Here is a 23,011-nt window from a genome sequence, read left to right as displayed (position 1 = left end):
TATCGATTTGTGAGACCAATATGGCATTACTGGGATATGCAAGGGTATCAACGAGCCATCAGAAACTGACGGCGCAGATCATGGAGCTGAAATCTTCAGGCGTCAGAGATGACCGGATTTTTACTGACATGATGTCGGGCGCCACGGACGAACGTGAAGGGTTACAACGGCTGCTTGCCCGTGCCGAAAAAGATGACATTATCATGTGTACCAAAATGGACCGGCTTGGCCGCAACACAGCGGATATGATCCACATTGTTGATGCCTGCTATAAAAAGGGAATAGCCATCCGGTTTCTGGAGAATGGACTGAGTACTGAAGGCACGATGGGTAAAATGGTCATTCAGATCCTTGCTGCCGTTGCTGAAGCTGAGCGGGAGCGGATCCTGGAGCGCACAAACGAAGGCCGGGTCATCGCCATGGCGGCAGGCGTCAGGTTTGGACGGAAACCTCATCACAAATCGGCCGCCGCACTGGAGCTTATCCGGCACGAAACGCCCATTAAACTGGTGATGGAGAAAACCGGCATATCCAGGGCCACCTATTTCAGGTTAAAAAAACTGGGCCCAGGCAGTTAACCCGACGCAGGCAGCGATTTTTTCCTGTGCCGGAAAGGGTTTCGCGGTTGATGCTGATGATCCCCTGCTTAAAAACAGAGTTAACATTGCCCACAATATTGCTGGTTTTGATGAGCCGTTAAAGGAGTTTTATGAATGGATGGATGTATCTGGTGATTGCCGGCATAGCCGAAGTCTTTTATGCCGCGTCAATGCTCCGGACTGAGGGATTTACCCGGATCTACCCCAGTATTTTTTGCCTGACATTTATCGGTGTGAGCATGTACTTTTTGTCCCTGGCAACACGGACTATTCCTGTAGGAACCGCTTATGCGGTCTGGGTCGGGATTGGTGCTTTAGGGACAGCAGCGTACGGAATAATTTACTTAAATGAAGATAAGGGCCTGTTACGCATTGCCTGTTTCGGACTGATTCTGGCGGGTATCATTGGCCTGAAAATTCTGGCAGGACACAAGCAGCTGTAGGTTCTCATCCATAAACAGAACTCCGGGGGCATTCTGATTTTAGACATCAGCATGCCTCTCCCTTTCCCCTTTTTGAAATGGGACATTACCCGCTACATTAATAACAGGCGAGAGAACCGACATAACCGGGGGCGGCCAGGAAAAGTTGCCATGATTGACAAAAAGACTGCTTTTTGTTTGTACCTGCATGATTAACGGTGCGAATTTTTTCGGCAAACTATAAATGCGGGCACCAGTGTGATGATAAGCACCTGAATAAATGCCGACGGTAATGAAGGTGGCCCTGTTGATTAATAAGTTTGCAGGGAAATAAAAATCCCCGTCATCACGGGGATTTTCCGGACCCGAATGCGTTACCGGGAAGGATGCGAAGGAGAAAAGCGCAGTATCAGCATACCCGCCAGTGCTGCCAGTACAGAGCCGGCAAGTACCCCCACCTTGACCTCGTCCACCAACAGGGGGCTTTCTGCAAACGCCAGGTTGCCGATAAACAGGCTCATGGTAAACCCTATTCCGCACAGGACCGATACGCCGTAAACCTGCAGCCAGGTACTTTTTTCAGGCCGTTTTGCCAGGCCCAGGCTGACGGCCAGCAGCGACAGGCCGAAAATGCCCGCCTGCTTGCCAACAAACAGGCCCAGCGCAACGCCGACCGGTACCGGCGACATCAGGTCATCAGCCGTCATACCGGAGAGCGCGACCCCCGCATTTGCGAAGCCAAACAGCGGCAGTATCAGAAACGTCACCCACGGATTGATGCCGTGCTCCAGCCGGGCAAGAGGGGATTGTTTATCCGGATCGGTTACCCGCAGCGGGATAAAGAGCGCCAGCAGGATACCCGCGATGGTGGCGTGCACCCCGGACTGAAGCATGAAAAACCACAGCACGCCCCCCGCCAGCAGATAGGGAAACAGCCGGGTAATCCCGGCACGGTTCATGATAAACAGCAGAGCAACCGTGACCGCCGCACCGGCCAGCATCAGAAACGAAATATTACTGGTATAGAAGAGCGCAATAATAGCCACTGCGCCCATGTCGTCCAGAATAGCCAGCGCCGACAGGAAAATTTTCAGCGAGGCAGGTACGCGACTGCCCAGCAGTGCCAGTACCCCGAGCGCAAAGGCAATGTCCGTGGCGGCAGGAATTGCCCAGCCAGCGAGGGTTTCATCGCTGCCCGCATTAAACCATACGTAAATGGCCGCAGGCACGGCCATCCCGCCCAGCGCGGCAAATCCCGGCAGCGCGCGCTGGCCCCAGGTGGCAAGCTGACCGGTGAGAAGCTCGCGCTTGATTTCCAGGCCGACCATCATGAAGAACACGGCCATCAGGGCGTCGTTTATCCAGTGCTCAACGGAGAGGCCGGCGGCGTTGTATTTCAGGAATACCTCATATCCCTCCCTGAGCGGAGAGTTAGCCACGATGATAGCGGCTGCTGAGGCGATGATGAGCACGATGCCGCCGGCTGCGGGCGAGCTGAAAAATGCAGATGGCACTTCTGACATCCTCTTTTTATTTCTGTCTGGGATTTCTGACACACTCCCTCCCTTTATTCAAAAAAAACAGGCCTTCCCCTGATATACAACCGCTGGTTATCAGAGGATAAGCCGGCTGAGCTACGCTGAAGATATAAAAAATACGATAATTAATTGCTGATAAATTAACGAATTAGCGTGACGTTAATTTTATCATAACGTCCGGCCCGCTTCAGGCGGAAGAGGTAAAGCCCTGTAAAGCTGCCGCAGGCAGGGGCATTTTTATCCGTCATCAGCCACACGCTCACAGCAGCCATGTGACGACAAAAAAACCCAGGGCAGTCATCAGAATGGAGCCGGTTACGTGTACCAGCAGTGAAGTAAACGCCCAGAAATAATTACCGGACTGCAGCTGTGAGAATATTTCCAGGGAAAACGTGGAAAACGTGGTCAGCCCACCGCACAGCCCGGTGATAACAAGTAATCGCCAGGCCGGATCCAGGTCAGGATGGCGCATGAACCAGGCCAGCGACGCACCAATGATAAATCCGCCCGCAAGGTTCACTACCAGCGTGCCCGGTGGCAGGTCAGGAAACAGGCTGTTCAGGCGTGCGCCAAGCAGCCAGCGGATCAGGCAGCCAGCGGATCCACCAATGATAATGGCCAGATAAGATTTCACGGGGTTTACCTCTGTGTCAGAGGGAGTATGCAGGCTGATGATACGGGGCGGCCTGACATACTCCCGGTTAAAGGGGAGTAATATCAGGCGTCATCAGCTTCTCAGGGGAAGCGGTTGGGTAAGGTGGAACGCCATCACCTCGCCGCAATTCTGGCCCGGTCACGGGCGTTAATCAAGCGGCTATCCACTGTTTTTGTGCGACTCCCCCTGCGGCGGGCATGAGGAGCCCGTTTTCAGGCTTGACCTGAAGAGCATTAAAAATTATCGTTTCGGCAGCATTTTATATCTGACTGTGAGTCATGCACATTACGCCACCCTGAGTTTCTCTTCGCCCGTCCTTTATCAGAGAGCCTGCCGCGACAGCCAGTCCGCGCCGGGTACCGTTCTCTCATATCCGTTACGGGACTGCCACCTTTCACGGTGAACCCGCGTGTACCTGCTTCAGGGACGCAGGCGCCGTGTCCGCAGCAGCCGGTACGGACACGTCGTGATTAATCGGCGGGCTGCAGCCCGCCTTCAGGGATATTCATGCGTCAGCTTTTTCGGTTTATGTTTCATCACGCCTCTCACCTTACGTTCGGTGCGATGCTGATGGCCATGTCCAGCTTTGGACAGACCTATTTTGTCTCACTTTACGGGCAGGATTTTCGTGAGGCCTTTGGGCTCACCGACGGCGGACTGGGCGGCCTGTACGCAATCGGAACGGTGATGAGCGCCATCACGCTGACCTGGGCCGGACGGCTGATTGACTACACCACGACCCGCCGCTTCACGCTGGCGGTCACCCTTTTGCTGCTCACGGCCTGCCTGCTGGTTTCCGGCGCACAGGCGGCGTGGATGCTGTGCATCGGGTTTTACTTTCTGCGCCTCGGCGGCCAGGGACTGATGGTGCATACTGCGCTGACCGCAACGGCGCGCCAGTTCCCCCTTGATGCAGGCAAGGCGCTCGGCGCCATCGCGCTGGGGCTCTCGCTGGCGCAGGCCGTTTTTCCTGTGATTGCGGTGCAGATAAGCGCGCTGACGGGATGGCGCGCTGCCTGGGGCATCAATGCCGGAATGCTTGTTGCCGGCGTGGGGGTCGCGCTGATGTTTTTGCCCCGCGGGAAAGAGAAGCCGCTGCGTACGTTCAGAAAGCGGGGTGAGGAGAAAGAAAAAGAGGCGCCGGTATGGCGAAACCGCAACCTGCTGCTGGCGCTGCCTGTCGTGCTGGCCTCCCCCTTTATCACCACCGGCTTCTTCTTCCACCAGGCGAGGCTGGCACAGGAGAAAGGCTGGGAGCTGTCGTGGGTGGCGGTATGGTTTATTGCCTATGCCATTACCCAGGCGGTATCGCTGCTGTCGTTTGGCCCGCTGATTGACCGGCTCTCACCACGCAGGCTGCTGCCGTGGTTTCTGATGCCACAGGCCCTGGCCATGCTGGCGCTATGGCTCAGCAACGGTCAGTGGGTGACGCCTTTTTACCTGATTATGACCGGCGTATCGTCGGCCATTGCCTCAACGCTTGCCACCGCGCTCTGGGTACAGCTGTTTGGTCCGGCGCAGCTGGCCAGGGTGCGCTCGGCGGTTGAGGCAGGGACGGTGATTGCCAGCGGGGCATCCCCGGTAATCATGGGCGTGCTGATAGATAACCATGTCACCCTGCATCTTCAGGCCCTGTTCTGCCTGGTCTACATTCTTGGCGCCAGCCTGCTGGCCACCGGTATCAGGACGGATGCGCCGCAATAACGCGCCTTTACCTTCATACCCGTCATCCTCTTTCCCCTGTGAAGGCGGGCCTGATATCAGGCCCGCCTGTTTCATCGCAGCATCAGCAGGGGCTGACGGCTTTCAGACAGCATTTCCGTGGTGTGGCTGCCAATAAAGAATCGCCGTAACCGGGAGTGCCCGCAGGCCCCCATTACCGTGAGGTCGATATCATGGGCGTCCGCGTAGCGGCACAGCGCCCCGGTTACGGACTCGTCTTCCAGCAGGCGTGTCTCGGTCGTGATACCGGCTTCCTGAAGAACAGCCTGCGCATCCTGCAGGGCTGACATGTCACCGTTGACCATCACGATATGACAGCTCAGGCCGTGCAGCAGCGGGCTGACCGTCAGGCGCGTCAGGTTTTTACGGCTCTCACTGCTGCCGTCGTACGCAAACATCACCCGCGCCGGCGGCGTAAACGTCTCCGGCACAATCAGCACCGGGTTTTTCTGCAGGCGAATGACGCTTTCCAGATGGCTGCCTACCTGATTCTGCGTCCCGCGGCGCCCCAGCACCATCAGCCGGACTTCGCCCAGCTCCGCCAGGATTTCGTCCAGTGCGCCGTGCTTTTGCAGCAGCTGTGCGTCCGGCTGTCCGGTCTGCTTCAGGAGCTCCGCACAGCCGGCCAGCACGGCCTTGCCCTGCGCCATCAGCAGCCGGCTGCGCTCACCCTCGACGCGGACCAGCGCTTCGGTCAGCTGCTCCCGGCTGTCAATACCAATGCTCCCGGTCAGGTCAGACACGGCGGGAGTCTCACTCTTTTCGAGCACGTGCAGCAGCGCCAGCGGCGCGCCAAGTTTACCGGCTGCCCAGGCAGCATACTCACAGACCGGCCGGGTTGACGGCGAGCCGTCAACGCAGGCAATAACGGTGTTATTCATGATGCTTTCTCCAGTAAATTAATGGCCACCCATCAGCTTTTCCACTTCTTCAGGCTTGTCATGCACTCCGAAGCGGTCAACGAGGGTGCGGGTCGCGTCATTCATACCCTTGATCTCCACTTCCGTGCCTTCGCGACGGAACTTGATAACCACCCGGTCCAGCGCGCTCACGGAGGTGATATCCCAGAAGTGGGCGTGCGTTACGTCAATCACCACGCGCTCCACCGCTTCACGGAAGTCGAAGTGGCTCATAAAGCGATCGGATGAGGCAAAGAATACCTGGCCGGCTACGGTATAGGTGCGGGTGTCGTCCTTCAGCTCAGAGGAGACCGCCATAAAGCGGGCGACCTTGGTGGCGAAGTTCAGCGAGGCAATCAGCACGCCGGTGAGCACGCCAAACGCCAGGTTATCGGTCGCCACCACCACCACCACGGTGGCCAGCATCACCACGCTGGTTGACAGCGGATGGCTGCGCAGGTTGCTGATGGAGCGCCAGGAGAAGGTGCCGATGGAGACCATGATCATCACCGCCACCAGAGCCGCCATGGGTATCCGGGACACCCAGTCGCGCAGGAACACCACCATCAGCAGCAGCACCACGCCGGCGGTGAGCGTGGAAAGCCGCCCGCGCCCGCCCGATTTGACGTTGATCACCGACTGGCCAATCATCGCGCAGCCCGCCATGCCGCCGATAAAGGAGGTGCAGATGTTGGCCACGCCCTGCGCCTTGCACTCGCGGTTTTTATCGCTCGGCGTGTCGGTCATGTCGTCCACGATGGTGGCGGTCATCATCGACTCCAGCAGCCCCACCACGGCAAGTCCTGCCGAGTACGGCAGAATAATCATCAGCGTGTCGAGGTTAAGCGGGATATCCGGGATCAGAAACACCGGCAGGCTGTCCGGCAGTTTGCCCATGTCACCCACGGTGCGCACGTCCAGGTGCAGCCACATGGAAATGGCGGTCAGCACGATGATGCAGACCAGCGGCGAGGGAATGGTTTTGTTCAGATACGGGAAGAGATAAATGATGCCCAGGCCCGCAGCGGTCAGGGCATAAACGTGCCAGGTGACGTTGGTCAGCTCCGGCAGCTGCGCCATAAATATCAGGATGGCCAGCGCGTTCACGAAACCGGTGACCACCGAGCGGGAGACGTAGCGCATCAGGCTGCCCAGCTTCAGGTAGCCGGCCGCCAGCTGCAGTACGCCGGTCAGCGCCGAGGCCGCCAGCAGATACTGCAGGCCGTGGTCTTTTACAAGCGTGATCAGCAGCAGCGCCATCGCACCGGTGGCGGACGATATCATTGCCGGACGGCCGCCGAGGAAGGCCATAACCAGGGGAATACAGAACGCAGAGTAGAGCCCGACCTGCGGGTCGACTCCGGCGATGATGGAAAAGGCGATCGCTTCGGGAATAAGCGCGAGCGCGACCACAATACCGGCAAGGACGTCACCACGGACGTTACCCAGCCAGTCCTTACGCGTCGAGGACAGCAGCATAGTCATTTCTCAGTTTTTGATTACGGTCAGCCCGTGAGGGCAAAAATTTTACGTACGAAAAAGCACATCCGCAGACGGGATGTTTTTGAGTGCGCGCCGAAGTTTATTCAGTGCGACAGAGGAGGGGTACGACTCAGGGTGGCGTAAGACGCATGGTGGTGTTTATCACTCCTTCACGGCTGACAGAGCAGCGCGGGTAATCAGAAAGACCGGATGAACAGACGTTCAGTACCGGCCACAAATGCCCGCCGGGCAGATGAACCACGGCAAAAAGCGCTTTTTACTCTACACGAATTGTTAACGGGGTCAACGCGCAGGGCAAAAACGCTGTTCATGGAATGCCGGTCAGGCGCATCCGGACGGAAAGTCCTTCTGCATGCTCATGTTAAGAGGGAAATCATTTGATATTACCGGGAAGAGAAGGAATTTAACGGGAATCCGCGGGATTACTGGCTTCACCCTGTTTGGGTATTTGATACCAGTCAAAGAGAAATTGAGCCGATCGGCAAAACTTTTGATACTGTTGCTTAAAAGCCTTCATTGGTCAAAAGGCGGTGTTCAAAACCAATTCTATCACACTTCAAAATAACAAGCCGGTTTTACCGACAGCAAACTTTAACCGGCCTTTTTGGTTGTTTCAGGAAGGTCTGTTTTGGCTATGCCTTGATCGCTCTCAGATGACCCTTTTTTCAGTTGCTCATTAAGCCTCAGTAAGCGCTCTTTCTCATCTAGACTCAGACCCATCAGTGTTCTGTCTGCTTCTGCTATTGAGGCAATAAGCCCCACCATGCTTCGCGCACCTTCTTTCAAACAATAATCGAGGACTTCTTTCTGTTCTTCAGGTCCCAGAGTATCAAAAATCATGTTCCAAGTGCTTTTGATTGGGTCGATATACACGTTCCGAGCCTCTTCATTAGCCCTTGTTTGACTCAAATTGGAATCAACACCAAAGGCCAGCCAGTCCAGTGTTACCTGCTCTTTTGATGCGATTGCTTGCATAGCTGAAAAAGAGGGTTCAGTCCCTCTAGATAGATAGTTATTAAGTGTAGAGAAAGATAACCCCCAATCCTTAGCTGCAGCCCTGACGCTGCGGTTTCCTACTAGCGATTTCAGTCTCTTGATAAAGCTTTCTTTTCTGCCTTCATCAAAAGCAATTTCATTTGCTTTTCCAGTAGTCATTTTCTTTCCCGTTTAACGCATTGATTATAAAAGAGATGATTCAAATTAGGCTCACTAAATCGCATAAATACAAAAGAAAGATTCATATTTGCTTTACGTGATGCTTATTTGGATCAATACTATTCCTACGGATAACCCCGGCGGATTACTCCGACGGATAACTTTTAAGAGTAAACGAACTATGGAAAGAAATGAAGTGCGTGACTGGCATCGCATTGACATTGTCGCCGAGCTTCACAAGCGCGGCGTGACAATGCGCAGCCTTTCCACCAGTGCCGGGCTAAGCCCCGACACGCTGAAAAATGCGCTGGCTCGTTCATATCCTAAAGGTGAGCGCATTATTGCGAGTGCTCTCAATCTGGAACCCTCTTCAATCTGGCCAAGCCGATACAACAAGGATTTGTGATCATGTTTGTCACTGTGAATGAATTAGTTGGCCTTCCCGGTTTGCCCGGCACTCAGCAGGGGATTCGCGGAATGATGAACAAGCGGACAGCCGACGCGCCAACTCTTGTGCGCAAACGTCAGGGTACAAAGGCTTTCGAATATCACATTGACTGCCTTCCTGACTCTGCTCAGAAAGCGCTACGTGCTCGCCAGATAAAAGAACTGATGAACGGTTCACCGAAAGAGCTGCCTGTCGCCCCTGTTACCGCATCGACTGCGCCACGCGTCAAAGGTGCCGAGGAAAGCAAAATCGCGGTGTACCGCAAATGCCCGGCGCTGATGGAGCAGAAGCTGAACGGTCTGACAGCAGCACAGCGCCAGACTGCTGACGCGCGTATGGCGCTGGTCGTTGAAGTGCTGCGCCTCGGTGAACTGCCGGGATACAGCCGGGCAAAAGCTATTCGCGAGATCGTGCGTCAGGCTCAGAGTGGTGAACTACCTGAGCGGCTGGCCGCTGCCGTCTCAATGGCGAACGCCAAAAAAGGAGCGTCACGGTCGCTGAGTGAAATATCACTCAAGCGCTGGGTGGCGGATTTTAATAAGACCCGCTCCGCAGCTGAACGTCTTCTTTTGCTTGCACCGGGCAAACGTCAGGTTGTTAAGCCGGAAGAAATCAGATGGTTGCCAGAGTTCCTGAGCTTTTATCGTCGGCCTGACGGGCGCGGTATTCAGGAGGCATACGATGATTTTGCTGCTGAATGGGCTGAGCGTTATCAGGATGATGCCCTGATGGCCGCAGCAATCCCTTCTTACGATCAGGTGTGTTATGCCATGAATAAATTACCGGTAGTGGTTAAACAGAAAGGCCGGATCACCGGCAGTGAGTTCCGCCAGTATGAGGGCTTTGTCCGCCGTGACTGGGAGTCACTTCCGGTTAATTACGTCTGGATTGGTGACGGCCACGGTATGAAGATGAAAGTCGCCCATCCTGACCACGGCAACCCGTTCTCGCCGGAGGTGACGTTTATCCTGGATGGTAGCTGCCGTTATATTGTCGGCTGGAGTCTGGCGCTGTCTGAAAGTGTGATAGCCGTTGCCGATGCCCTGCGCCACGGCATTAAAAACCATGGCAAGCCCTTCCTGTACTACTCCGATAACGGTGGTGGTGAGACCAATAATACCTTTGATGCGGAGCTGACCGGTATTCTGCCCCGCCTCGGCATCGATCACCGGCTGGGAATCCCTGAAAACCCGCAGGGGCGAGGTATTATCGAACGTCTCAACCGTTCTCTGGCCATGCGTATTTCGCGCCAGTTCGCCACCTACTACGGCACTGGCGCAGACCGCAGCACCGTTCGCCGCATGACAAAAGCGCTGCAGTCGGCGACGAATGCAGCGAATAAAGGGAAAGAGCTGACGGCAAAACAGCAGCAGACCCTGCGCGATCTGCCCTCATGGGAATCACTCATTGAGCACATTGAGGCCGGTGTGGAGTGGTACAACAACCGCCCGCATGAGTCTCTGCCGCTTCGTGGTGATGGTGAGCACTTCACTCCGGCGCAGTTCCGCCGCTATAAGCTGGAGAAAGAAGGGACAGAAATCGAGTGGCTGTCGGAGCTGGAGCTGCGCGAGATGTTCATGCCGCAGATAGAGCGTACCGTCAACCGCTGTGAGGTCCGTTTATTCAATAACCTGTATTACTCCGCTGAGCTGAATAACGAGCACGGTAATAAAGTGCTGGTTAATTACGATATTCACGACGCAACAAAGGTTGTAATTCGTCGTCTTGATGGTTCCTTTATTTGTGAGGCTGTCTGGGATGGTAATAAACAGCAGGCATTCCCGGTCACTGCTGAATATCACCAACGCCAGCAACGCATCAAAGGGATGCGCCAGCGTGGCGAGGAGAAAGTCCGTCTGGCCGAGGCTGAGAACGTCCACACCCTGCCAGCTCCGGCAGAGCAGGAATGGCTGCATGGCAACGTCTATCGCCCCACTCGCGGTACGACACCGGTGGCGCTGGCGGAAGTGGAGGATGCGGAATACAGCGAGGATGAATATCTGAATAACTCGCTGGATATTCTGGAATCAAATAAGCGTAAAAACGCGATTTAAAACCATTTAATTACCCTTCAAATAATGGAGTGAATTATGTCTGAGGTGAATATTTCCGATATTCGCGAGGTTCTGCGCAACCTTGTCGATGGTAACCGTTTTACTTTTGCTCAGGTTGCCCGTGAAACCGGCTTATCAACCGGTGTGGTCAGTGGCTTCATGAACAACAAATATGCCGGTGATAACGACCGCGTCGAGAAAGCCCTGCAGCGCTGGGTCAATAAACAGCATTCTGCTGCCGAACTGCCGGAGCCGCCGCGCTTTATTGAGACGCCAACCGTTAAACAAATCTGGACAGCCTTCCGCTATGCGCACCTGACGGAGTGCATCGGCGTGGTCTGCGGTAACCCCGGTGTCGGCAAGTCAGAAGCCGCCCGCGAATATCGTCGCAGTAACGATAACGTCTGGATGATAACGATCACCCCTTCATGTGCCAGTGTGCTGGAGTGCCTGACCGAGCTGGCATATGAACTCGGGATGAATGATGCGCCTCGCCGTAAGGGGCCGCTGGCCCGCGCACTGCGCCGCCGTCTTGATGGCACTCAGGGCCTTGTCATCATTGATGAAGCCGACCATCTGGGTGCTGAAACGCTCGAAGAGCTGCGTCTGTTGCAGGAAGCTACCCGCGTCGGACTGGTGCTGATGGGTAACCACCGCGTATACAGCAACATGACCGGCGGTAACCGTACCGTTGAGTTCGCCCGTCTGTTCTCCCGTATCGCCAAACGTGTCGCTATTAACAAAACCAAAAAGGCCGATGTGGCCGCGATTGCGGATGCCTGGCATATCACCGGTGAAAAAGAGCGTGATTTGCTCCAGCAGATCGCACAGAAGCCCGGCGCACTGCGTATCCTTAGCCACTCCCTGCGGCTGGCGGCGATGACGGCTCACGGCGCGGGTGAAGCTGTCAGCGAAAGCTACATTCGCAAGGCACTGCGTGATCTGGATCTGGATGTTGATGTTTCAACGTTACTGAGGGGTTAACACCATGATTACTGAACGTATTGCTGAACATGTTGGTATGGCCACCGCTGCGCAGGCATGGCTGCAGGCGCGCGGTAGTCGTGTTATGGAGATGCGGGTGTGGATGCGCCGCCCGTGTCTGGAAATCACCTGTCCGCCGACTGAACTGGTGAACAGGGCTAATCATCTGATTGAACGCTGCCCCACCGGGACCCGTTCCGTGTGGATGGCCACCCTTGAAGGCTGTCATGTTATCTGGAGGTAAGTATGGAAAAGCGCCGTATGTGGACTAAGCAGGAAATTCAGTTCGTTCGTGAAAATGCCGGAAAGCTGACGTCACAGCAGATTGCCGACAGGCTTAACCGCACCCGTCAGGCTATTCAGTCTCAGGCTAACCGCTGGGGCCTGTCGGTTCTTGTTCAACCAGCAGACGCGCATGATGCTTATCTTTGCCGCGAGCTTTATAAAGAGGGTCTGACCATTCCGGTTATTGCCGAAAAGATGGAATTAAGTCGTCGGGTTGTTTCGAATATTGTTTTTTCAGAATGCTATTAATTCAGTGAGGCTTTGATGAATACTTTAAATACCATTCCGGAAGGTTACCGGATTAACGCTCAGGGGCATTTAGTTCCTGAATCACAGATTAAACCACTGGATAAGCTGCGCGATGAGCTGGTTATCGGCGTCGTTGAAGCGGCCCGTCTGCAGCGCCAGTCGCTGGTCGAGTTCAAGCTGGGCTCTATGGCAAAAGTCGATGATTTTGTTGACCTTTCAGCAGCGGAGTACGGCGTGGAGTATGGCGGTGCCAAAGGCAATGTCACACTGGCCAGCTTTGATGGCCGTTATAAGTTGGTTCGCGCCGTAGGAGAGCATCGCATCTTTGATGAGCGCATTCAGGCAGCGAAAAAGCTGATTGATGACTGCATTCATGAATGGTCTGCCGGAGCTAATGAAAAGATTATGGCAATGGTCGATCATGCCTTCCGTGTCAATAAACAGGGCCGGATTGATATCAATCAGGTTCTGGGTCTCCGCTCACTGAATATTGACGATGCCAAATGGAATGAAGCGATGGACGCCGTCGCGGACGCGATTCAGGTGACGGGAACCAGTCAGTACCTGCGTTTATATGAGCGTCAGGATGATGGCACTTATAAGCAGATATCGCTGGATTTAGCCAAGCTCTGAATATTCGTTAATTGATTTTATTTAATTTCCGGCGTTAGCGCCGTGGGGTTGCTCACGCCAAAAATCAGTAGGGACATATTATGAATCCGAAAAAAAAAGGTATTTTTGAGGCTGCTTTCGCCAAATGGGGATTTGAATCTCAGGTGCTGGTTCTTTCTGAAGAAGCCAGCGAATTATCTGCTGCCTGTTCGCGTTTTCTTAACCACAAAACCGACATCAGCAAAGTGGCTGAAGAAGCGGCGGATGTCGAGATCATGATTGAGCAACTGCGTCATAACGGGGTGGGCCCCATGATAGACAATGAAAAAAATCGCAAGATGGCGCGTCTGGCTCAGGTTGTTGGTGTTGAGTCGCAACCAGTCAGCCCCTTTGGTCCGTCCGTTCTGGGGCTGCTGGAGGAAGCGACAGAGCAGATGGGGCTGGCAGAAACCCTCTATCGCGACACCAAAACCAGCAATCGTTATGCCGCCGCCCGCGCCCGTACGGCCATCAGTCTGCTGATGCAGGCGGCTCAGAAGATGATGCGCGAGCAGCAGTATGCCGAACGTATGCGGACGGAGGATAAATCTCATGGCTAAAGCAACCACCCTCGAAATGCTGAATCAGTGCTGGAGAGAGCAGCGCGTTGCCACGCACAGACGCGCATTCAGCGCGGCAGGTAATTTATCGGAAGACCGTTGGGCGCAGGTGTTTAATGCCCATAAGCGTCGGGTTCTCCGCCGCAAGGGATTGCGTAATCGTGCTGTATGGGTTGCATCCAGACTCAATGATATTCAGGTCTGGTCTGCACTTATTGGCAGTAACCGGAAGCATATTGGATTACCCCCGCAGATTTATCGTGTAACCGGTAATGGTGGAAAGGTGGAGGTGATTTAAGTGATTGCAACAATCGGCACATTTCTGTTCTGGGTGGTTGTCATCGCCGGAGGGGCTACTGCTGTGATTTGCGCGTTTATCGGTTTTATGGTCCTCATCAACTACAGGCGGTAACCAATGACTCGCTCAAACGCAATCCAGATTATCCATATCGCCAAAAATCAGCTGGCGCTTGACGATGACACTTACCGCTCCCTGCTGGGGGCGGTAGTTCCCGGCAAGTCGAGCTGTCGCGAGATGACCATCATCGAGCTGCAGAATGTTATTCAGGCGCTGGAGGCTAAGGGGTTCAAAAGCAAACCTCAGCGCCGCTCTAAGCGCCGCATGTCTGCCCCGTCAGATGTGAGCCTGAAAATCCGCGCAATATGGAAAACGATGTTTAAAGAGGGTTTTATCCGGGACGGTAGCGATGTTGCGCTCGACCGTTTTGTCCAGCGCCAGACACGTATCCGTAATGGCGGCGCTGGTGTCTCCAGCCTGGAATGGTTGCGCGGTGATGCCGAAGCGAATTTCCTTGAGAGCCTGAAGCAATGGCACATTCGGGCGATGAGAGAGGCTATGTTAGCACACCGCCTCCGTCTCCCTGAAAATCCGGTCACCGGCGAAGAAAGCCGGGACTATGACACAATCTGCAGCGCTTACGCTGACGCAGCCAGAAGGTGGAAAAAATGAGTATGAATGACGATCTCTTTGGTGATGTGCAGGACGACAGCATTCTGGATCACATCGACGGTGAGATGGAAAGCTCCCGCTTTCCGTCGTTATTGGCCGAACTGAACGCTTTATTGCGTAAGGAGCTTGAGCGCTTTGGCTATGACCCGCGCCACTCCATTGAACTGGTCGCAGCCATCAGCAGTAAAATCGGTGGGATGCAGATTTATTTTCCTCGCGGTCAGGTGCTGGAACAACTCATCAGGGATATGCGCATCTGGCGAGATTTCAAGGGGAATAACATTCCAGAACTGGTCGAACGCTACCAGGTCACCTACAAAACAGTGTATAAAGCTATCAGGCGTATGCGCAGGCTGGAACTAAGTAAACGTCAGTATTCGCTGGACATGGAGTGATAAAAATGATTGGTGGTATTTTTATAAATTTAGTGATTATTGTATGTTGCTTCTGGGTGTTTTTTGATGCAGCAAACAATCATATTGGAATGCATACTGTTAAAGATGGAGTTAACAAAGGCTACAGAAGCGGTTTGTCTCCTATCGTTTGGGGTGCTAGTTCTTTATTTATTTTTCCATTCTTTATCTATTTATACAGGAGAAAAACACTGCTTTCTATTGCTAAGGAATACCCTGTACAAACGGATAAAAGCACTGGCTTTATAATTGTTTTTTTGATTGTATCTGCGGTGATGATTTACTCATTCAAAGATTTTCTATTTATCTAGTCCAATCAAACTTAAAGGAAGCCGGTTAATCCGGCTTTTTTTATGCCTGCCACAAAATGAGAAGGAACCCACATTTACCTTCTTCCTTGTAAAAGGTGCAGGCATGACAACATCATTTACCCCCGCATTTTCTCACGCGCTCGCTTTCGTTCTCGCCCGCGAAGGTGGTTATGTTAATGACCCGACCGACAAAGGCGGCGAAACCAAATACGGCATTTCCGACAGGCGCGATGGTCTTGCCGATGGCAAAACCGACGTGGATGGTGACGGTAAACCAGATACTCGAATTAAGGACCTGACCGAAGAACAGGCCGGACAGATTTATTTCCGCGATTACTGGTATCCGGCTTATTGCACTGACTGGCCAGACGGTATCTCACTCTTTGTCTTTGATTCCTCCGTGCAACATGGCGCTAAAAAAGCGATCCAGCTCCTGCAGGATGCAGTGGGCGTCACCGCTGATGGCATTGTCGGCCCCAAAACCACCAAAGCAGTAATCGGCGCTGATGCCGAATGGCTGCTGACCCGCTGTTTTCTGCGCCGTTCCCGCTATTACGCCGAGATCATCAAAGCCAATTCTTCGCAGGGTAAATACCTCAATGGCTGGTTTAACCGTCTTGATGAGCTGGCGAACGCCTGTCAGGAGGTCGTCGGTGGTCAGGTCTCGGTTCCCCGGAGCTGAGCATGGGTAAGGGCTGGGATTCATCGTTACGCGCGGGGCGGCGGGACCGCCTCCGTCAGGAGGTACTTCACATGGTAGCCGGTGGCCCTCCGCCCGTTCCACAGGACTACACAGGCTGTGACGGTACTCATGCCAGCTACTACCGCAAAGGCTGGGACTCCGTCGATACAAGAGACATCGTCTGGCAGTGCCAGCGATACAAGGAAAAACATCATGTTTAAATCGTTGAATACCGACTGGCTGAAGCTGGCATTGCTCCGGGTATTTCAGTCCGGCTGGACGGTGGTGATCCTGGTGGGATTGTCGCTGCTGTTCTGCAGCTTCACTGGCCGTCAGGCGTTTATTGTCTGGTGGCTCACTTTCGCCGGTGTGCTGTTAATTGGGGCGAGCGTATGGCTCGGCAATCTGCCTTACCGTCTGCTGCAGCCGGGTAATTCTGCTCGCCGGTGGTCAGGTATGTTGTCCTGGATAATCTGGGGAGCTGGTTTCCTGTTGCTGGCCGTCGCTCCCGCGAATGCAAAAGACCCGTGGATCCTGCTGTTTAATCCGCTGGCTGGACTGACTGCCTTCCTTCTCTGGTTATGGGCTTCACATAAGGAGCCCCTCAAATGGATCCGATAACCCTTTCCACCGTGGCCTCCGTGTTGCTCAAGGCGGGCCCCTCTCTGGTCCGCACTGTCGGTGGCTGGTTCGGCAGCGATACCGCCAGAGCCGCAGACTCGGTGGCCAGTATTGTCGAGACCGTCAACGGTGCCATCAATCCAGCCGACCAGCAGCGTGTTCTGGAGCAGAAGCTGGCACAGTTGCCCCCCGAACAGCTGGTACAGCTGGAAACCCTCAAGGTACAGCTGCAGCAGTTCCAGCTGGAGCGGGACAAGGCGCAGATGGCCGACCAGCAGGCCGCGCAACATGAACAGCAGGAAACCATCCGCAACGGCGACAACGCCACGGACGAATATGTCCGTCAGACCCGCCCGCTGATGGCCCGCTTATCCCTCTACAGCAGCATTGCCTACGTGATGATCATGTCTCTGGGTCAGCAGGCTGGCGCGGTGGCCGGTGCTTTCGGCCATGCGTTTACCATGCCCGAACCAGACTGGGATATCGCGCTGATGCTGGCGACCCCGGCGCTGGGTTATCTGGGTTTCAGGACGCTGGACGGTTTCGCCCGGTACAGCAAATCCAGCAAACACAAGGTCATGGTGGGTAAATGACTAAAGCATTTGATCGCGCCAGCGACCTTGAAATGGAAGAACGGGAACGGCTCTTAAACCAGCATTTAAAGCGTGTTAAAGAGCTACCGGATGAGTACGGGTTCTGTAACGACTGCGGCGCGGCGATTCCGGCGAAGCGACTCCGGGCGCTGCCGTACGCAGCGACCTGCTTCACCTGTCAGGCCATCAGAGAACATAAGGGGAAGCATGGGCTGGGAAATCATTAAGGGTAACTGGGCGATCATCTGGGCGCTATTTATGTCCGCCGTGAATGTCATCCAGCTCCTGCTGGCCAAAACCTACGTCAAACGTGAGGAGCTGGATTTGTTGCGTACCCGTCTGCAGGGCATTGAAAACACCATCGCGGGGCTACCCAGCCAGAAAGACCTTCACCAGCTGCAGCTGGAGATGAGCAACCTGCGGGGCGATTTGCGCGAACTGGGCCCGGCGATTCGCCAGGTGAAACACGTCAGCGATCTGCTTCTGGAAAACGAGCTGAAGGAAAAATAAGAGGTGACTATGCGTGACATTCTCGACCAGGACCAGCGCCTGGTTATTCTGCGATCCCTTATCGAATGCGGTGACAGCGCCAACGAGTCGATTCTGCAGACGTGCCTGCAGACTTATGGCCATCGCGTTTCCCGCGATACCGTGCGCACGCATCTGGCGTGGCTGCGTGAGCAGGGTCTGGTCAGTCTGACGGATGTTTCCGGCTGTTATGTGGCTGAAATCACCGGTCGCGGTGATGACGTCGCCAGCGGTCTGGCTACGGTTCCGGGGGTGAAAAAGCCCCGAGCGAGGGGATAATGATGGCTAAGACTAAACCTTATACCGAAGCACAGCGGCGTATTTTTTATCAACTGGCCGCAGTCATGGTTTGTTCTGAGATTGAGTCTCAGGTTATCGCGCCGCTGAGCGAGAAAGAGACCGGAAAACCTTATGACCGCAGCTCTCCTGATAGCTTTACCAACACGTTTCTGAACAAGAATCCTGAGTTCAGACGTGCATTTGAAACGCTGGGTCGGGCCATCACCAGAGAGCGGAAAAACCAGCTGCAGCTGGCAAAGGCAGCAAGGAGCAAACATGGCAGTTGAGAAACCGACCCGTGGCCGCCCCTCCAAAATCGACCTGCTGCCTGATGGTGTACGTGATCAGCTGCATCAGATGCTGCGTGAGAAACGCCACACCCAGGAAGAGATCCGCGAGGCCATCAACGAACTGATTGACGGCCACAACCTGCCGGAAGACATGAAGCTTAGCCGCACGGGCCTGAACCGATACGCCAGCCGTATGGAAGAGTTCGGGGCCAAAATTCGCGCCTCCCGCGAAATGGCGGAAATCTGGGCCGCGAAGCTGGGTTCTGCGCCGACGTCGGACGTCGGCAAATTGTTGATGGAGTTTGTGAAAACGCTGGCATTCGAAACGTCGATGTCACTCGCTGAAGAAGAAGGCCCGGTTGAGCCGAAGGCCCTCGGCCAGCTGGCGCTGGTTGCTCAGCGTCTGGAAGCCGCCGCGATGGCCAGCCACAAACGCGAGAAAGAGATCCGCCAGGCCTTCGCCGAAGAAGCCGCCGCGCAGGCGGAGAAAATCACGAAAAGTGCCGGGCTGTCTGCGGAAACCGCCGCTGATATCCGTCGCCAGATTCTGGGGATCGTATGATGGCCGGACCATTGTCAGCGCAGGAACAGTTACGTAATCAGTCCGCCAGCGCCATTCTGGCGGGCGAGTTCGACGCGGATCAGGTGCTGCTGCCGTATCAGCGCCGCTGGATTGCGGACACGTCCCAGCTCAAGATTGCCGAGAAATCCCGTCGTACCGGCCTGACGTGGGCGGAAGCCGCCGAGGCGGCGCTCAGCGGGTCAATGTCACCGGAAGCCGGAGGAACCGACACCTTCTATGTCGGCACCACCAAAGACATGGCGCGTGAGTTTATTGACGCCTGCGCCATGTGGGCGAAGGCATATAATCTCGCGGCCTCCGCGATTGGCGAGGAAGCGCTGGAGGATGACGACAAGGACATACTGGTTTACGTCATCAACTTTGCCAGCGGCTTCAAAATCAAGGCGCTATCGTCAAACCCTTCAAACCTGCGCGGTATGCAGGGTAACGTCATCATCGACGAAGCGGCATTCCAGAAAGACCTCGCTGCCGTGCTGAAAGCGGCGCTGGCGCTGACCATGTGGGGCTCTAAGGTCCGTTTGATCTCCACCCATAACGGCATTGAAAACCTGTTCAATACCATCATCACTGACAGCCGTGCGGGCAAGAAACGGTACTCCGTTCACCGTATTGATATCGAACTGGCCATCAGCGAGGGGCTGTATCGCCGTATCTGTCAGGTGACGAAAAAGCCGTGGTCACCGGATGCCGAGACGGAGTGGCTGGCGAACCTGCTGAGCGATACCGCCACCGAAGAAGACGCCCGCGAGGAATACTACTGCGAGCCGAAGAACGGCGGCGGCACCTATCTGGCCCGCTCCATCCGTGAACGTGCAGCGAGGGGAGCCGGTCCCGTTCTGCGCTTTACCGGCACGGCAGAATTCAATGCCATGCCGGAAATCATCCGGGCGCTGGATATGCAGGAATGGCTGGATCAGGAGGTGCTGCCCGTGCTGAACACGCTGCCGCAAAACCTTCGCCACTGCCTCGGAGAAGACTTTGCGCGGTCGGGACACCTGACCGTTTTTGCGCCGATGATTGTCAACGATGACACCACCCGCACCGTGCCGTTCCTGGTCGAGCTGGCCAATGTGCCCTACAAGCAGCAGGAGCAGGCGCTGTTCTTTATCTGCGATCGGTTGCCCCGCCGCGACGGTATCAAGCTCGATGGCCGGGGGAACGGTAACTATCTGGCCGAGCAGGCGGCGGAGAAGTACGGCGCTGAGGTGGAGGTGGTGATGCCATCCGTCGCCCACTACCGCGAGAACATGCCGCGCTTCAAGGCCGCGTTCGAAGACGATGAACTGGTACTGCCGAAGCATGAGGACGTTATCAGCGACCTCGGGCAGATTGTCGTTCAGCGCGGAGTGCCGGGTATTGATGACCGGGAGAACACCGGCAGCGATGGCCACAAGCGTCACGGCGACAGCGCGTATGCGATCTTCCTCGCCTTTCTCGCCAGTAAAGAGGACTGCCAGCGCTACGAACTGCACCGGCTTAACACTCCCCAACAGCAGCGCAACAGCGACAGTCATCGTCAGTTGCGTATCACCCGTGGTCTTAAAAATCAGCGAGGACTGCTCTGATGTTAAAAAAACTTACCGGGGCCATCCGCAGCCTGTTGAGTCCCTCAACGGGTGAGCCGGTCACTGTCAGTGAATCGGATATGAAACAAGCAGAGGCCCGGGCCGGGAGCGTCAGCGTCAGGCGACCCTCTCCGGGCATCAGCGTGGCGAGTACCATATCCCCGGCCAGACTGGCCGGGGTGTTACGTAATGTGACGGAAGGCAATGCTACTGATTACTTTATCCTTGCCGAAGAGATGGAAGAGCGCGACCTGCACTATTCCAGCGTCTTACGTACCCGCAAGCTGACCGTCGCCGGTATTCCTCCGGCAGTGGAAGCGGCGAGCGACGATGAACATGATGTGATGCTGGCTGATGCCGTACGCGATCTGATTGAGCAGCCGCAGATACCTGAGCTGCTGTTTGACCTGCTTGACGGGCTCGGCAAGGGTGTGGGTGTCTGCGAAATCCTCTGGGACACCCGTGACGGCTGGAAACCCCGCGACTACGAATGGGTTGACCCGCGTTTCCTCAAAACTGACCGCGAAACCCTGCGCCAGTTCCGCCTGCTGACCGATGAGCAGCCGGTTGATGGTATCCCGCTGACGCCAGGTAAGTATGTTATCCATTATCCCCGCCTCAAGTCCGGTCTGCCCCTGCGTAACGGTCTGGCCCGTCTGGTGGCGGTGATGTATATGCTGAAGTCCTTCACCGTCCGTGACTGGTGGGCGTTCGCCGAGAAGTTTGGCATTCCCATCGTCGTCGGCAAGTACGGGACCAATGCCTCCGATGAGCAGATTAAGATCCTCATTGACGCCATCAGTTCCATCGCTTCCGATGCCGGGTGTGCTATCCCCCAGAGTATGCAGCTTGAGATGCAGGAGACGGCCAGCCGTAACGGCGGTGGTGCTCTCTTTAAAGAAATGGCGGAGTGGTGCGACGCCCAGACCAGTAAGGCCGTACTGGGGCAAACTATGACCACCGATGACGGCAGTTCGCGGTCTCAGGCCGACGTACATGACCGGGTGCGCATGGATATTGCCCGCTGGGATGCCCGTCAGCTGGAAAACACCCTCAATGAGTTTCTGGTCCGTCCGTTTATTCAGTTCAACTACGGCCCGCAGGAAAAGTATCCGCGTGTGAAGCTGGCTATCAGCGAGCCGGAGGACCTCAAAGCCTTTGTCGATGCGCTTATCCCCCTGGTTGATCGTGGTTTGCGGGTGCAGGAATCAGAGGTCCGGGACAAGTTTGGTCTGGGTGAGCCGGAGACCGGCGCGGTGGTACTCTCGCCGTCCAACAGCTTCTCTGCCTTCAGCCCGGCACCGGCGCTCAACCGTGAGCAACTGGCGCTTAACCGCTCGCAGGACGATGCGATTGATGCGATGGTCAGCGAGGCGCTGAAGGACTGGGAGCAGACCGGCGATACATTTACCAGTCCGGTGCTGCAGCTGGCGAAAGACGCGGGGAGCTTTGAGGAGTTTCTGGCACGTCTGCCGGACCTGCAGAAGACGCTGGAACCTGCCGCGTTCGTCGAGCAGCTGGCGATGCTGAGCTTTAAGGCACGTGCACTGGGAGATGCGAACGATGGCTAAAGCTCCCGATATTATCCCCAAAGAGGCACTCGCCTGGCTGAAGTCGAAAAAGCTGACGCCGGGCTTCGATTATCGCGATGTCTGGAAGCAGGAGCACAGCATCGGTTTTACCGTGGCGAAGATGACGCAGCTCGACCTGCTCTCAGACGTCAAAGCGCTGGTCGAAGACGCGATGGCCAGTGGTCAGTCTTTCGCTGAATTCCGGGAGGTGCTGAAGCCTCTGCTTGTGAAGCGTGGATGGTGGGGTCAGCAGATGATGGATGACCCGCTGACAGGTGAGACAAAGCCAGTGCAGCTCGGCAGCGATCGTCGTCTGCGCACCATCTACGATACCAACATGCGTACTGCCCGTAGTGCTGGTCAGTGGGAACGTATTCAGCGTACTAAACGCGCAATGCCCTATCTGCTGTATACGCTGGGTCCGTCACGCGAGCACCGCGCCGAGCACCTGAAATGGGCTGACCTCTGCCTGCCTGTTGACGACCCGTTCTGGCAGACACACATCGGCCCCAACGGCTGGGGCTGTAAATGCGGGGTTCGCCAGGTCAGCAAATACGAGTACGATCAGTTACAGAAAAATGGTGTCCCGCGCAACGTGCAGCAGCTCGACGACAGCGGACAGCCAACCGGCCATGTTATCCGCCAGACCGTCCCGATCCGCACCGAAGCCCCGCCGGTCAAACGGGTGAAGTGGGTGAACAAGCGCACCGGCGAAGAGGAGATGGTGCCGGAAGGGATTGATCCGGGCTGGGACTACAATCCGGGTATGCGCCGACAGGCCGAACTGGAGCGCCAGCTGGCCGCGAAGCAAAACGCCTTTGACAGTGACAACTAAACGAGGCGGTAATCCGCCTCAAACGCGCTCAGAGACTTTATCGGCA

Annotated in this window: 31 protein-coding genes and 1 riboswitch; of the genes, 26 read left to right on the top strand and 5 right to left on the bottom strand. The window is 55.5% G+C overall.

Annotated features, from left to right (window positions below; all coding sequences use genetic code 11):
• Positions 1-20: 20 nt before the first annotated feature.
• Positions 21-578 carry a recombinase family protein gene (locus KOSB73_RS00275; protein ID WP_004118540.1) on the top strand — a complete coding sequence of 186 codons (558 nt, stop codon included), beginning with the start codon at positions 21-23 and terminating at the stop codon, positions 576-578.
• A 131-nt stretch (positions 579-709) separates the two neighbouring features.
• Complete coding sequence (locus tag KOSB73_RS00270) at positions 710-1,042, top strand: DMT family transporter (RefSeq protein WP_004118538.1); 333 nt, start codon at positions 710-712, stop codon at positions 1,040-1,042.
• Between the two features lie 353 nt (positions 1,043-1,395).
• On the opposite strand, the gene nhaA is transcribed toward KOSB73_RS00270, so the two are convergent.
• Together nhaA and crcB are read right to left on the bottom strand one after the other, a co-directional pair.
• Positions 1,396-2,544, bottom strand: coding sequence for a Na+/H+ antiporter NhaA (gene nhaA, locus KOSB73_RS00265; protein WP_011977829.1), 1,149 nt, complete (start codon positions 2,542-2,544; stop codon positions 1,396-1,398).
• Positions 2,545-2,818: 274 nt separating this feature from the next.
• Positions 2,819-3,193 carry a fluoride efflux transporter CrcB gene (gene crcB / locus KOSB73_RS00260; protein ID WP_004118534.1) on the bottom strand — a complete coding sequence of 125 codons (375 nt, stop codon included), beginning with the start codon at positions 3,191-3,193 and terminating at the stop codon, positions 2,819-2,821.
• Between the two features lie 77 nt (positions 3,194-3,270).
• Positions 3,271-3,341, bottom strand: a riboswitch (Fluoride riboswitch).
• A gap of 380 nt (positions 3,342-3,721) precedes the next feature.
• Between crcB and KOSB73_RS00255 the strand changes: the two genes are divergently transcribed.
• Positions 3,722-4,918 carry an MFS transporter gene (locus tag KOSB73_RS00255; protein ID WP_001549953.1) on the top strand — a complete coding sequence of 399 codons (1,197 nt, stop codon included), beginning with the start codon at positions 3,722-3,724 and terminating at the stop codon, positions 4,916-4,918.
• A gap of 71 nt (positions 4,919-4,989) precedes the next feature.
• Here KOSB73_RS00255 and KOSB73_RS00250 read toward each other — a convergent pair whose 3' ends face one another.
• From KOSB73_RS00250 to KOSB73_RS00240, 3 genes are all read right to left on the bottom strand, one after another.
• Positions 4,990-5,817 (bottom strand): universal stress protein, encoded by an 828-nt coding sequence (locus KOSB73_RS00250; RefSeq protein WP_004118529.1) that lies wholly within the window; start codon positions 5,815-5,817, stop codon positions 4,990-4,992.
• Between the two features lie 18 nt (positions 5,818-5,835).
• A complete protein-coding gene (locus KOSB73_RS00245) occupies positions 5,836-7,314 on the bottom strand; it encodes a SulP family inorganic anion transporter (protein WP_001549885.1) in 1,479 nt (492 codons plus the stop codon).
• Positions 7,315-7,929: 615 nt separating this feature from the next.
• Positions 7,930-8,493 carry a transcriptional regulator gene (locus tag KOSB73_RS00240; protein WP_064365549.1) on the bottom strand — a complete coding sequence of 188 codons (564 nt, stop codon included), beginning with the start codon at positions 8,491-8,493 and terminating at the stop codon, positions 7,930-7,932.
• A gap of 181 nt (positions 8,494-8,674) precedes the next feature.
• Here KOSB73_RS00240 and KOSB73_RS00235 point away from each other — a divergent pair, with 181 nt between their 5' ends.
• The 23 genes from KOSB73_RS00235 to KOSB73_RS00125 all read left to right on the top strand — a co-directional run bounded on the left by KOSB73_RS00235 (position 8,675) and on the right by KOSB73_RS00125 (position 22,965).
• Positions 8,675-8,899, top strand: a complete 225-nt coding sequence (locus KOSB73_RS00235) for a helix-turn-helix domain-containing protein (protein ID WP_049090873.1) — start codon at positions 8,675-8,677, stop codon at positions 8,897-8,899.
• Between the two features lie 2 nt (positions 8,900-8,901).
• Positions 8,902-10,995, top strand: a complete 2,094-nt coding sequence (locus KOSB73_RS00230) for a Mu transposase C-terminal domain-containing protein (RefSeq protein ID WP_064365548.1) — start codon at positions 8,902-8,904, stop codon at positions 10,993-10,995.
• A 36-nt stretch (positions 10,996-11,031) separates the two neighbouring features.
• Positions 11,032-11,979, top strand: coding sequence for an AAA family ATPase (locus KOSB73_RS00225; RefSeq protein ID WP_049123489.1), 948 nt, complete (start codon positions 11,032-11,034; stop codon positions 11,977-11,979).
• 4 nt (positions 11,980-11,983) lie between these two features.
• The gene (locus KOSB73_RS00220) at positions 11,984-12,223 is read left to right on the top strand and encodes a hypothetical protein (RefSeq protein ID WP_049123491.1); all 240 of its coding nucleotides are present in this window, start codon (positions 11,984-11,986) and stop codon (positions 12,221-12,223) included.
• A gap of 2 nt (positions 12,224-12,225) precedes the next feature.
• On the top strand, positions 12,226-12,513 hold the full coding sequence (locus KOSB73_RS00215; protein ID WP_004114541.1) for a helix-turn-helix domain-containing protein: 288 nt from the start codon (positions 12,226-12,228) through the stop codon (positions 12,511-12,513).
• 15 nt (positions 12,514-12,528) lie between these two features.
• Positions 12,529-13,146, top strand: coding sequence for a DUF3164 family protein (locus tag KOSB73_RS00210; protein WP_049128787.1), 618 nt, complete (start codon positions 12,529-12,531; stop codon positions 13,144-13,146).
• A gap of 80 nt (positions 13,147-13,226) precedes the next feature.
• Positions 13,227-13,724 (top strand): nucleoside triphosphate pyrophosphohydrolase family protein, encoded by a 498-nt coding sequence (locus tag KOSB73_RS00205; protein WP_064365547.1) that lies wholly within the window; start codon positions 13,227-13,229, stop codon positions 13,722-13,724.
• The gene (locus tag KOSB73_RS00200) at positions 13,717-14,022 is read left to right on the top strand and encodes a hypothetical protein (RefSeq protein ID WP_049128789.1); all 306 of its coding nucleotides are present in this window, start codon (positions 13,717-13,719) and stop codon (positions 14,020-14,022) included. Before KOSB73_RS00205 ends, KOSB73_RS00200 begins: the two co-directional genes overlap by 8 nt.
• Positions 14,023-14,139: 117 nt before the next feature.
• On the top strand, positions 14,140-14,694 hold the full coding sequence (locus KOSB73_RS00195) for a gp16 family protein (protein WP_064365546.1): 555 nt from the start codon (positions 14,140-14,142) through the stop codon (positions 14,692-14,694).
• A complete protein-coding gene (locus KOSB73_RS00190; protein ID WP_004114552.1) occupies positions 14,691-15,089 on the top strand; it encodes a Mor transcription activator family protein in 399 nt (132 codons plus the stop codon). The genes KOSB73_RS00195 and KOSB73_RS00190 overlap by 4 nt, the downstream gene beginning before the upstream one ends.
• Positions 15,090-15,094: 5 nt before the next feature.
• Positions 15,095-15,418, top strand: coding sequence for a hypothetical protein (locus KOSB73_RS00185; RefSeq protein WP_004114554.1), 324 nt, complete (start codon positions 15,095-15,097; stop codon positions 15,416-15,418).
• Between the two features lie 103 nt (positions 15,419-15,521).
• Positions 15,522-16,100, top strand: a complete 579-nt coding sequence (locus KOSB73_RS00180; protein WP_064355297.1) for a glycoside hydrolase family 108 protein — start codon at positions 15,522-15,524, stop codon at positions 16,098-16,100.
• A 2-nt stretch (positions 16,101-16,102) separates the two neighbouring features.
• Positions 16,103-16,321 (top strand): hypothetical protein, encoded by a 219-nt coding sequence (locus tag KOSB73_RS31055; RefSeq protein ID WP_004114558.1) that lies wholly within the window; start codon positions 16,103-16,105, stop codon positions 16,319-16,321.
• The gene (locus KOSB73_RS00170; protein WP_004114560.1) at positions 16,314-16,721 is read left to right on the top strand and encodes a hypothetical protein; all 408 of its coding nucleotides are present in this window, start codon (positions 16,314-16,316) and stop codon (positions 16,719-16,721) included. Before KOSB73_RS31055 ends, KOSB73_RS00170 begins: the two co-directional genes overlap by 8 nt.
• Positions 16,709-17,314 carry a hypothetical protein gene (locus tag KOSB73_RS00165; protein ID WP_064365545.1) on the top strand — a complete coding sequence of 202 codons (606 nt, stop codon included), beginning with the start codon at positions 16,709-16,711 and terminating at the stop codon, positions 17,312-17,314. The genes KOSB73_RS00170 and KOSB73_RS00165 overlap by 13 nt, the downstream gene beginning before the upstream one ends.
• Positions 17,311-17,541 (top strand): TraR/DksA family transcriptional regulator, encoded by a 231-nt coding sequence (locus KOSB73_RS00160; RefSeq protein ID WP_023301739.1) that lies wholly within the window; start codon positions 17,311-17,313, stop codon positions 17,539-17,541. The genes KOSB73_RS00165 and KOSB73_RS00160 overlap by 4 nt, the downstream gene beginning before the upstream one ends.
• Positions 17,522-17,824: a DUF2730 domain-containing protein gene (locus KOSB73_RS00155; RefSeq protein ID WP_023301738.1), complete on the top strand. Its 303-nt coding sequence runs from the start codon at positions 17,522-17,524 to the stop codon at positions 17,822-17,824. The genes KOSB73_RS00160 and KOSB73_RS00155 overlap by 20 nt, the downstream gene beginning before the upstream one ends.
• Positions 17,825-17,833: 9 nt before the next feature.
• Complete coding sequence (locus KOSB73_RS00150) at positions 17,834-18,121, top strand: VpaChn25_0724 family phage protein (RefSeq protein ID WP_064365544.1); 288 nt, start codon at positions 17,834-17,836, stop codon at positions 18,119-18,121.
• 2 nt (positions 18,122-18,123) lie between these two features.
• Entirely contained in the window at positions 18,124-18,408 is a 285-nt protein-coding gene (locus KOSB73_RS00145) for a hypothetical protein (RefSeq protein WP_064365543.1), read from the top strand.
• Positions 18,398-18,973 (top strand): DUF3486 family protein, encoded by a 576-nt coding sequence (locus tag KOSB73_RS00140; protein WP_064365542.1) that lies wholly within the window; start codon positions 18,398-18,400, stop codon positions 18,971-18,973. Before KOSB73_RS00145 ends, KOSB73_RS00140 begins: the two co-directional genes overlap by 11 nt.
• Positions 18,970-20,559, top strand: coding sequence for a terminase large subunit domain-containing protein (locus KOSB73_RS00135; RefSeq protein ID WP_064365541.1), 1,590 nt, complete (start codon positions 18,970-18,972; stop codon positions 20,557-20,559). The genes KOSB73_RS00140 and KOSB73_RS00135 overlap by 4 nt, the downstream gene beginning before the upstream one ends.
• Positions 20,559-22,130: a DUF935 domain-containing protein gene (locus tag KOSB73_RS00130; RefSeq protein ID WP_098140143.1), complete on the top strand. Its 1,572-nt coding sequence runs from the start codon at positions 20,559-20,561 to the stop codon at positions 22,128-22,130. The genes KOSB73_RS00135 and KOSB73_RS00130 overlap by 1 nt, the downstream gene beginning before the upstream one ends.
• Positions 22,123-22,965: a phage head morphogenesis protein gene (locus KOSB73_RS00125; RefSeq protein ID WP_064365539.1), complete on the top strand. Its 843-nt coding sequence runs from the start codon at positions 22,123-22,125 to the stop codon at positions 22,963-22,965. The genes KOSB73_RS00130 and KOSB73_RS00125 overlap by 8 nt, the downstream gene beginning before the upstream one ends.
• Positions 22,966-23,011: the final 46 nt, after the last annotated feature.

Origin of the sequence: Klebsiella grimontii, from assembly GCF_900200035.1 — a bacterium.
Lineage (GTDB): Bacteria > Pseudomonadota > Gammaproteobacteria > Enterobacterales > Enterobacteriaceae > Klebsiella > Klebsiella grimontii.
This window is presented reverse-complemented; position numbering and strand designations above follow the sequence as displayed.

Bases quoted from the DNA above. Each gene is read 5' to 3' on its own strand.
- KOSB73_RS00245 (WP_001549885.1), bottom strand. From the start codon at position 7,314: ATGCTGCTGTCCTCGACGCGTAAGGACTGGCTGGGTAACGTCCGTGGT.
- KOSB73_RS00220 (WP_049123491.1), top strand. From the start codon at position 11,984: ATGATTACTGAACGTATTGCTGAACATGTTGGTATGGCCACCGCTGCG.
- KOSB73_RS00200 (WP_049128789.1), top strand. From the start codon at position 13,717: ATGGCTAAAGCAACCACCCTCGAAATGCTGAATCAGTGCTGGAGAGAG.
- KOSB73_RS00255 (WP_001549953.1), top strand. From the start codon at position 3,722: ATGCGTCAGCTTTTTCGGTTTATGTTTCATCACGCCTCTCACCTTACG.
- nhaA (WP_011977829.1), bottom strand. From the start codon at position 2,544: ATGTCAGAAGTGCCATCTGCATTTTTCAGCTCGCCCGCAGCCGGCGGC.
- KOSB73_RS00270 (WP_004118538.1), top strand. From the start codon at position 710: ATGAATGGATGGATGTATCTGGTGATTGCCGGCATAGCCGAAGTCTTT.
- KOSB73_RS00180 (WP_064355297.1), top strand. From the start codon at position 15,522: ATGACAACATCATTTACCCCCGCATTTTCTCACGCGCTCGCTTTCGTT.
- KOSB73_RS00240 (WP_064365549.1), bottom strand. From the start codon at position 8,493: ATGACTACTGGAAAAGCAAATGAAATTGCTTTTGATGAAGGCAGAAAA.
- KOSB73_RS00250 (WP_004118529.1), bottom strand. From the start codon at position 5,817: ATGAATAACACCGTTATTGCCTGCGTTGACGGCTCGCCGTCAACCCGG.
- KOSB73_RS00205 (WP_064365547.1), top strand. From the start codon at position 13,227: ATGAATCCGAAAAAAAAAGGTATTTTTGAGGCTGCTTTCGCCAAATGG.
- KOSB73_RS00160 (WP_023301739.1), top strand. From the start codon at position 17,311: ATGACTAAAGCATTTGATCGCGCCAGCGACCTTGAAATGGAAGAACGG.
- KOSB73_RS00185 (WP_004114554.1), top strand. From the start codon at position 15,095: ATGATTGGTGGTATTTTTATAAATTTAGTGATTATTGTATGTTGCTTC.
- KOSB73_RS00140 (WP_064365542.1), top strand. From the start codon at position 18,398: ATGGCAGTTGAGAAACCGACCCGTGGCCGCCCCTCCAAAATCGACCTG.
- KOSB73_RS31055 (WP_004114558.1), top strand. From the start codon at position 16,103: ATGGGTAAGGGCTGGGATTCATCGTTACGCGCGGGGCGGCGGGACCGC.
- KOSB73_RS00135 (WP_064365541.1), top strand. From the start codon at position 18,970: ATGATGGCCGGACCATTGTCAGCGCAGGAACAGTTACGTAATCAGTCC.
- KOSB73_RS00125 (WP_064365539.1), top strand. From the start codon at position 22,123: ATGGCTAAAGCTCCCGATATTATCCCCAAAGAGGCACTCGCCTGGCTG.
- KOSB73_RS00145 (WP_064365543.1), top strand. From the start codon at position 18,124: ATGGCTAAGACTAAACCTTATACCGAAGCACAGCGGCGTATTTTTTAT.
- KOSB73_RS00190 (WP_004114552.1), top strand. From the start codon at position 14,691: ATGAGTATGAATGACGATCTCTTTGGTGATGTGCAGGACGACAGCATT.
- KOSB73_RS00130 (WP_098140143.1), top strand. From the start codon at position 20,559: ATGTTAAAAAAACTTACCGGGGCCATCCGCAGCCTGTTGAGTCCCTCA.
- KOSB73_RS00275 (WP_004118540.1), top strand. From the start codon at position 21: ATGGCATTACTGGGATATGCAAGGGTATCAACGAGCCATCAGAAACTG.
- KOSB73_RS00195 (WP_064365546.1), top strand. From the start codon at position 14,140: ATGACTCGCTCAAACGCAATCCAGATTATCCATATCGCCAAAAATCAG.
- KOSB73_RS00170 (WP_004114560.1), top strand. From the start codon at position 16,314: ATGTTTAAATCGTTGAATACCGACTGGCTGAAGCTGGCATTGCTCCGG.
- KOSB73_RS00165 (WP_064365545.1), top strand. From the start codon at position 16,709: ATGGATCCGATAACCCTTTCCACCGTGGCCTCCGTGTTGCTCAAGGCG.
- KOSB73_RS00215 (WP_004114541.1), top strand. From the start codon at position 12,226: ATGGAAAAGCGCCGTATGTGGACTAAGCAGGAAATTCAGTTCGTTCGT.
- KOSB73_RS00235 (WP_049090873.1), top strand. From the start codon at position 8,675: ATGGAAAGAAATGAAGTGCGTGACTGGCATCGCATTGACATTGTCGCC.
- KOSB73_RS00210 (WP_049128787.1), top strand. From the start codon at position 12,529: ATGAATACTTTAAATACCATTCCGGAAGGTTACCGGATTAACGCTCAG.
- KOSB73_RS00150 (WP_064365544.1), top strand. From the start codon at position 17,834: ATGCGTGACATTCTCGACCAGGACCAGCGCCTGGTTATTCTGCGATCC.
- KOSB73_RS00225 (WP_049123489.1), top strand. From the start codon at position 11,032: ATGTCTGAGGTGAATATTTCCGATATTCGCGAGGTTCTGCGCAACCTT.
- KOSB73_RS00155 (WP_023301738.1), top strand. From the start codon at position 17,522: ATGGGCTGGGAAATCATTAAGGGTAACTGGGCGATCATCTGGGCGCTA.
- KOSB73_RS00230 (WP_064365548.1), top strand. From the start codon at position 8,902: ATGTTTGTCACTGTGAATGAATTAGTTGGCCTTCCCGGTTTGCCCGGC.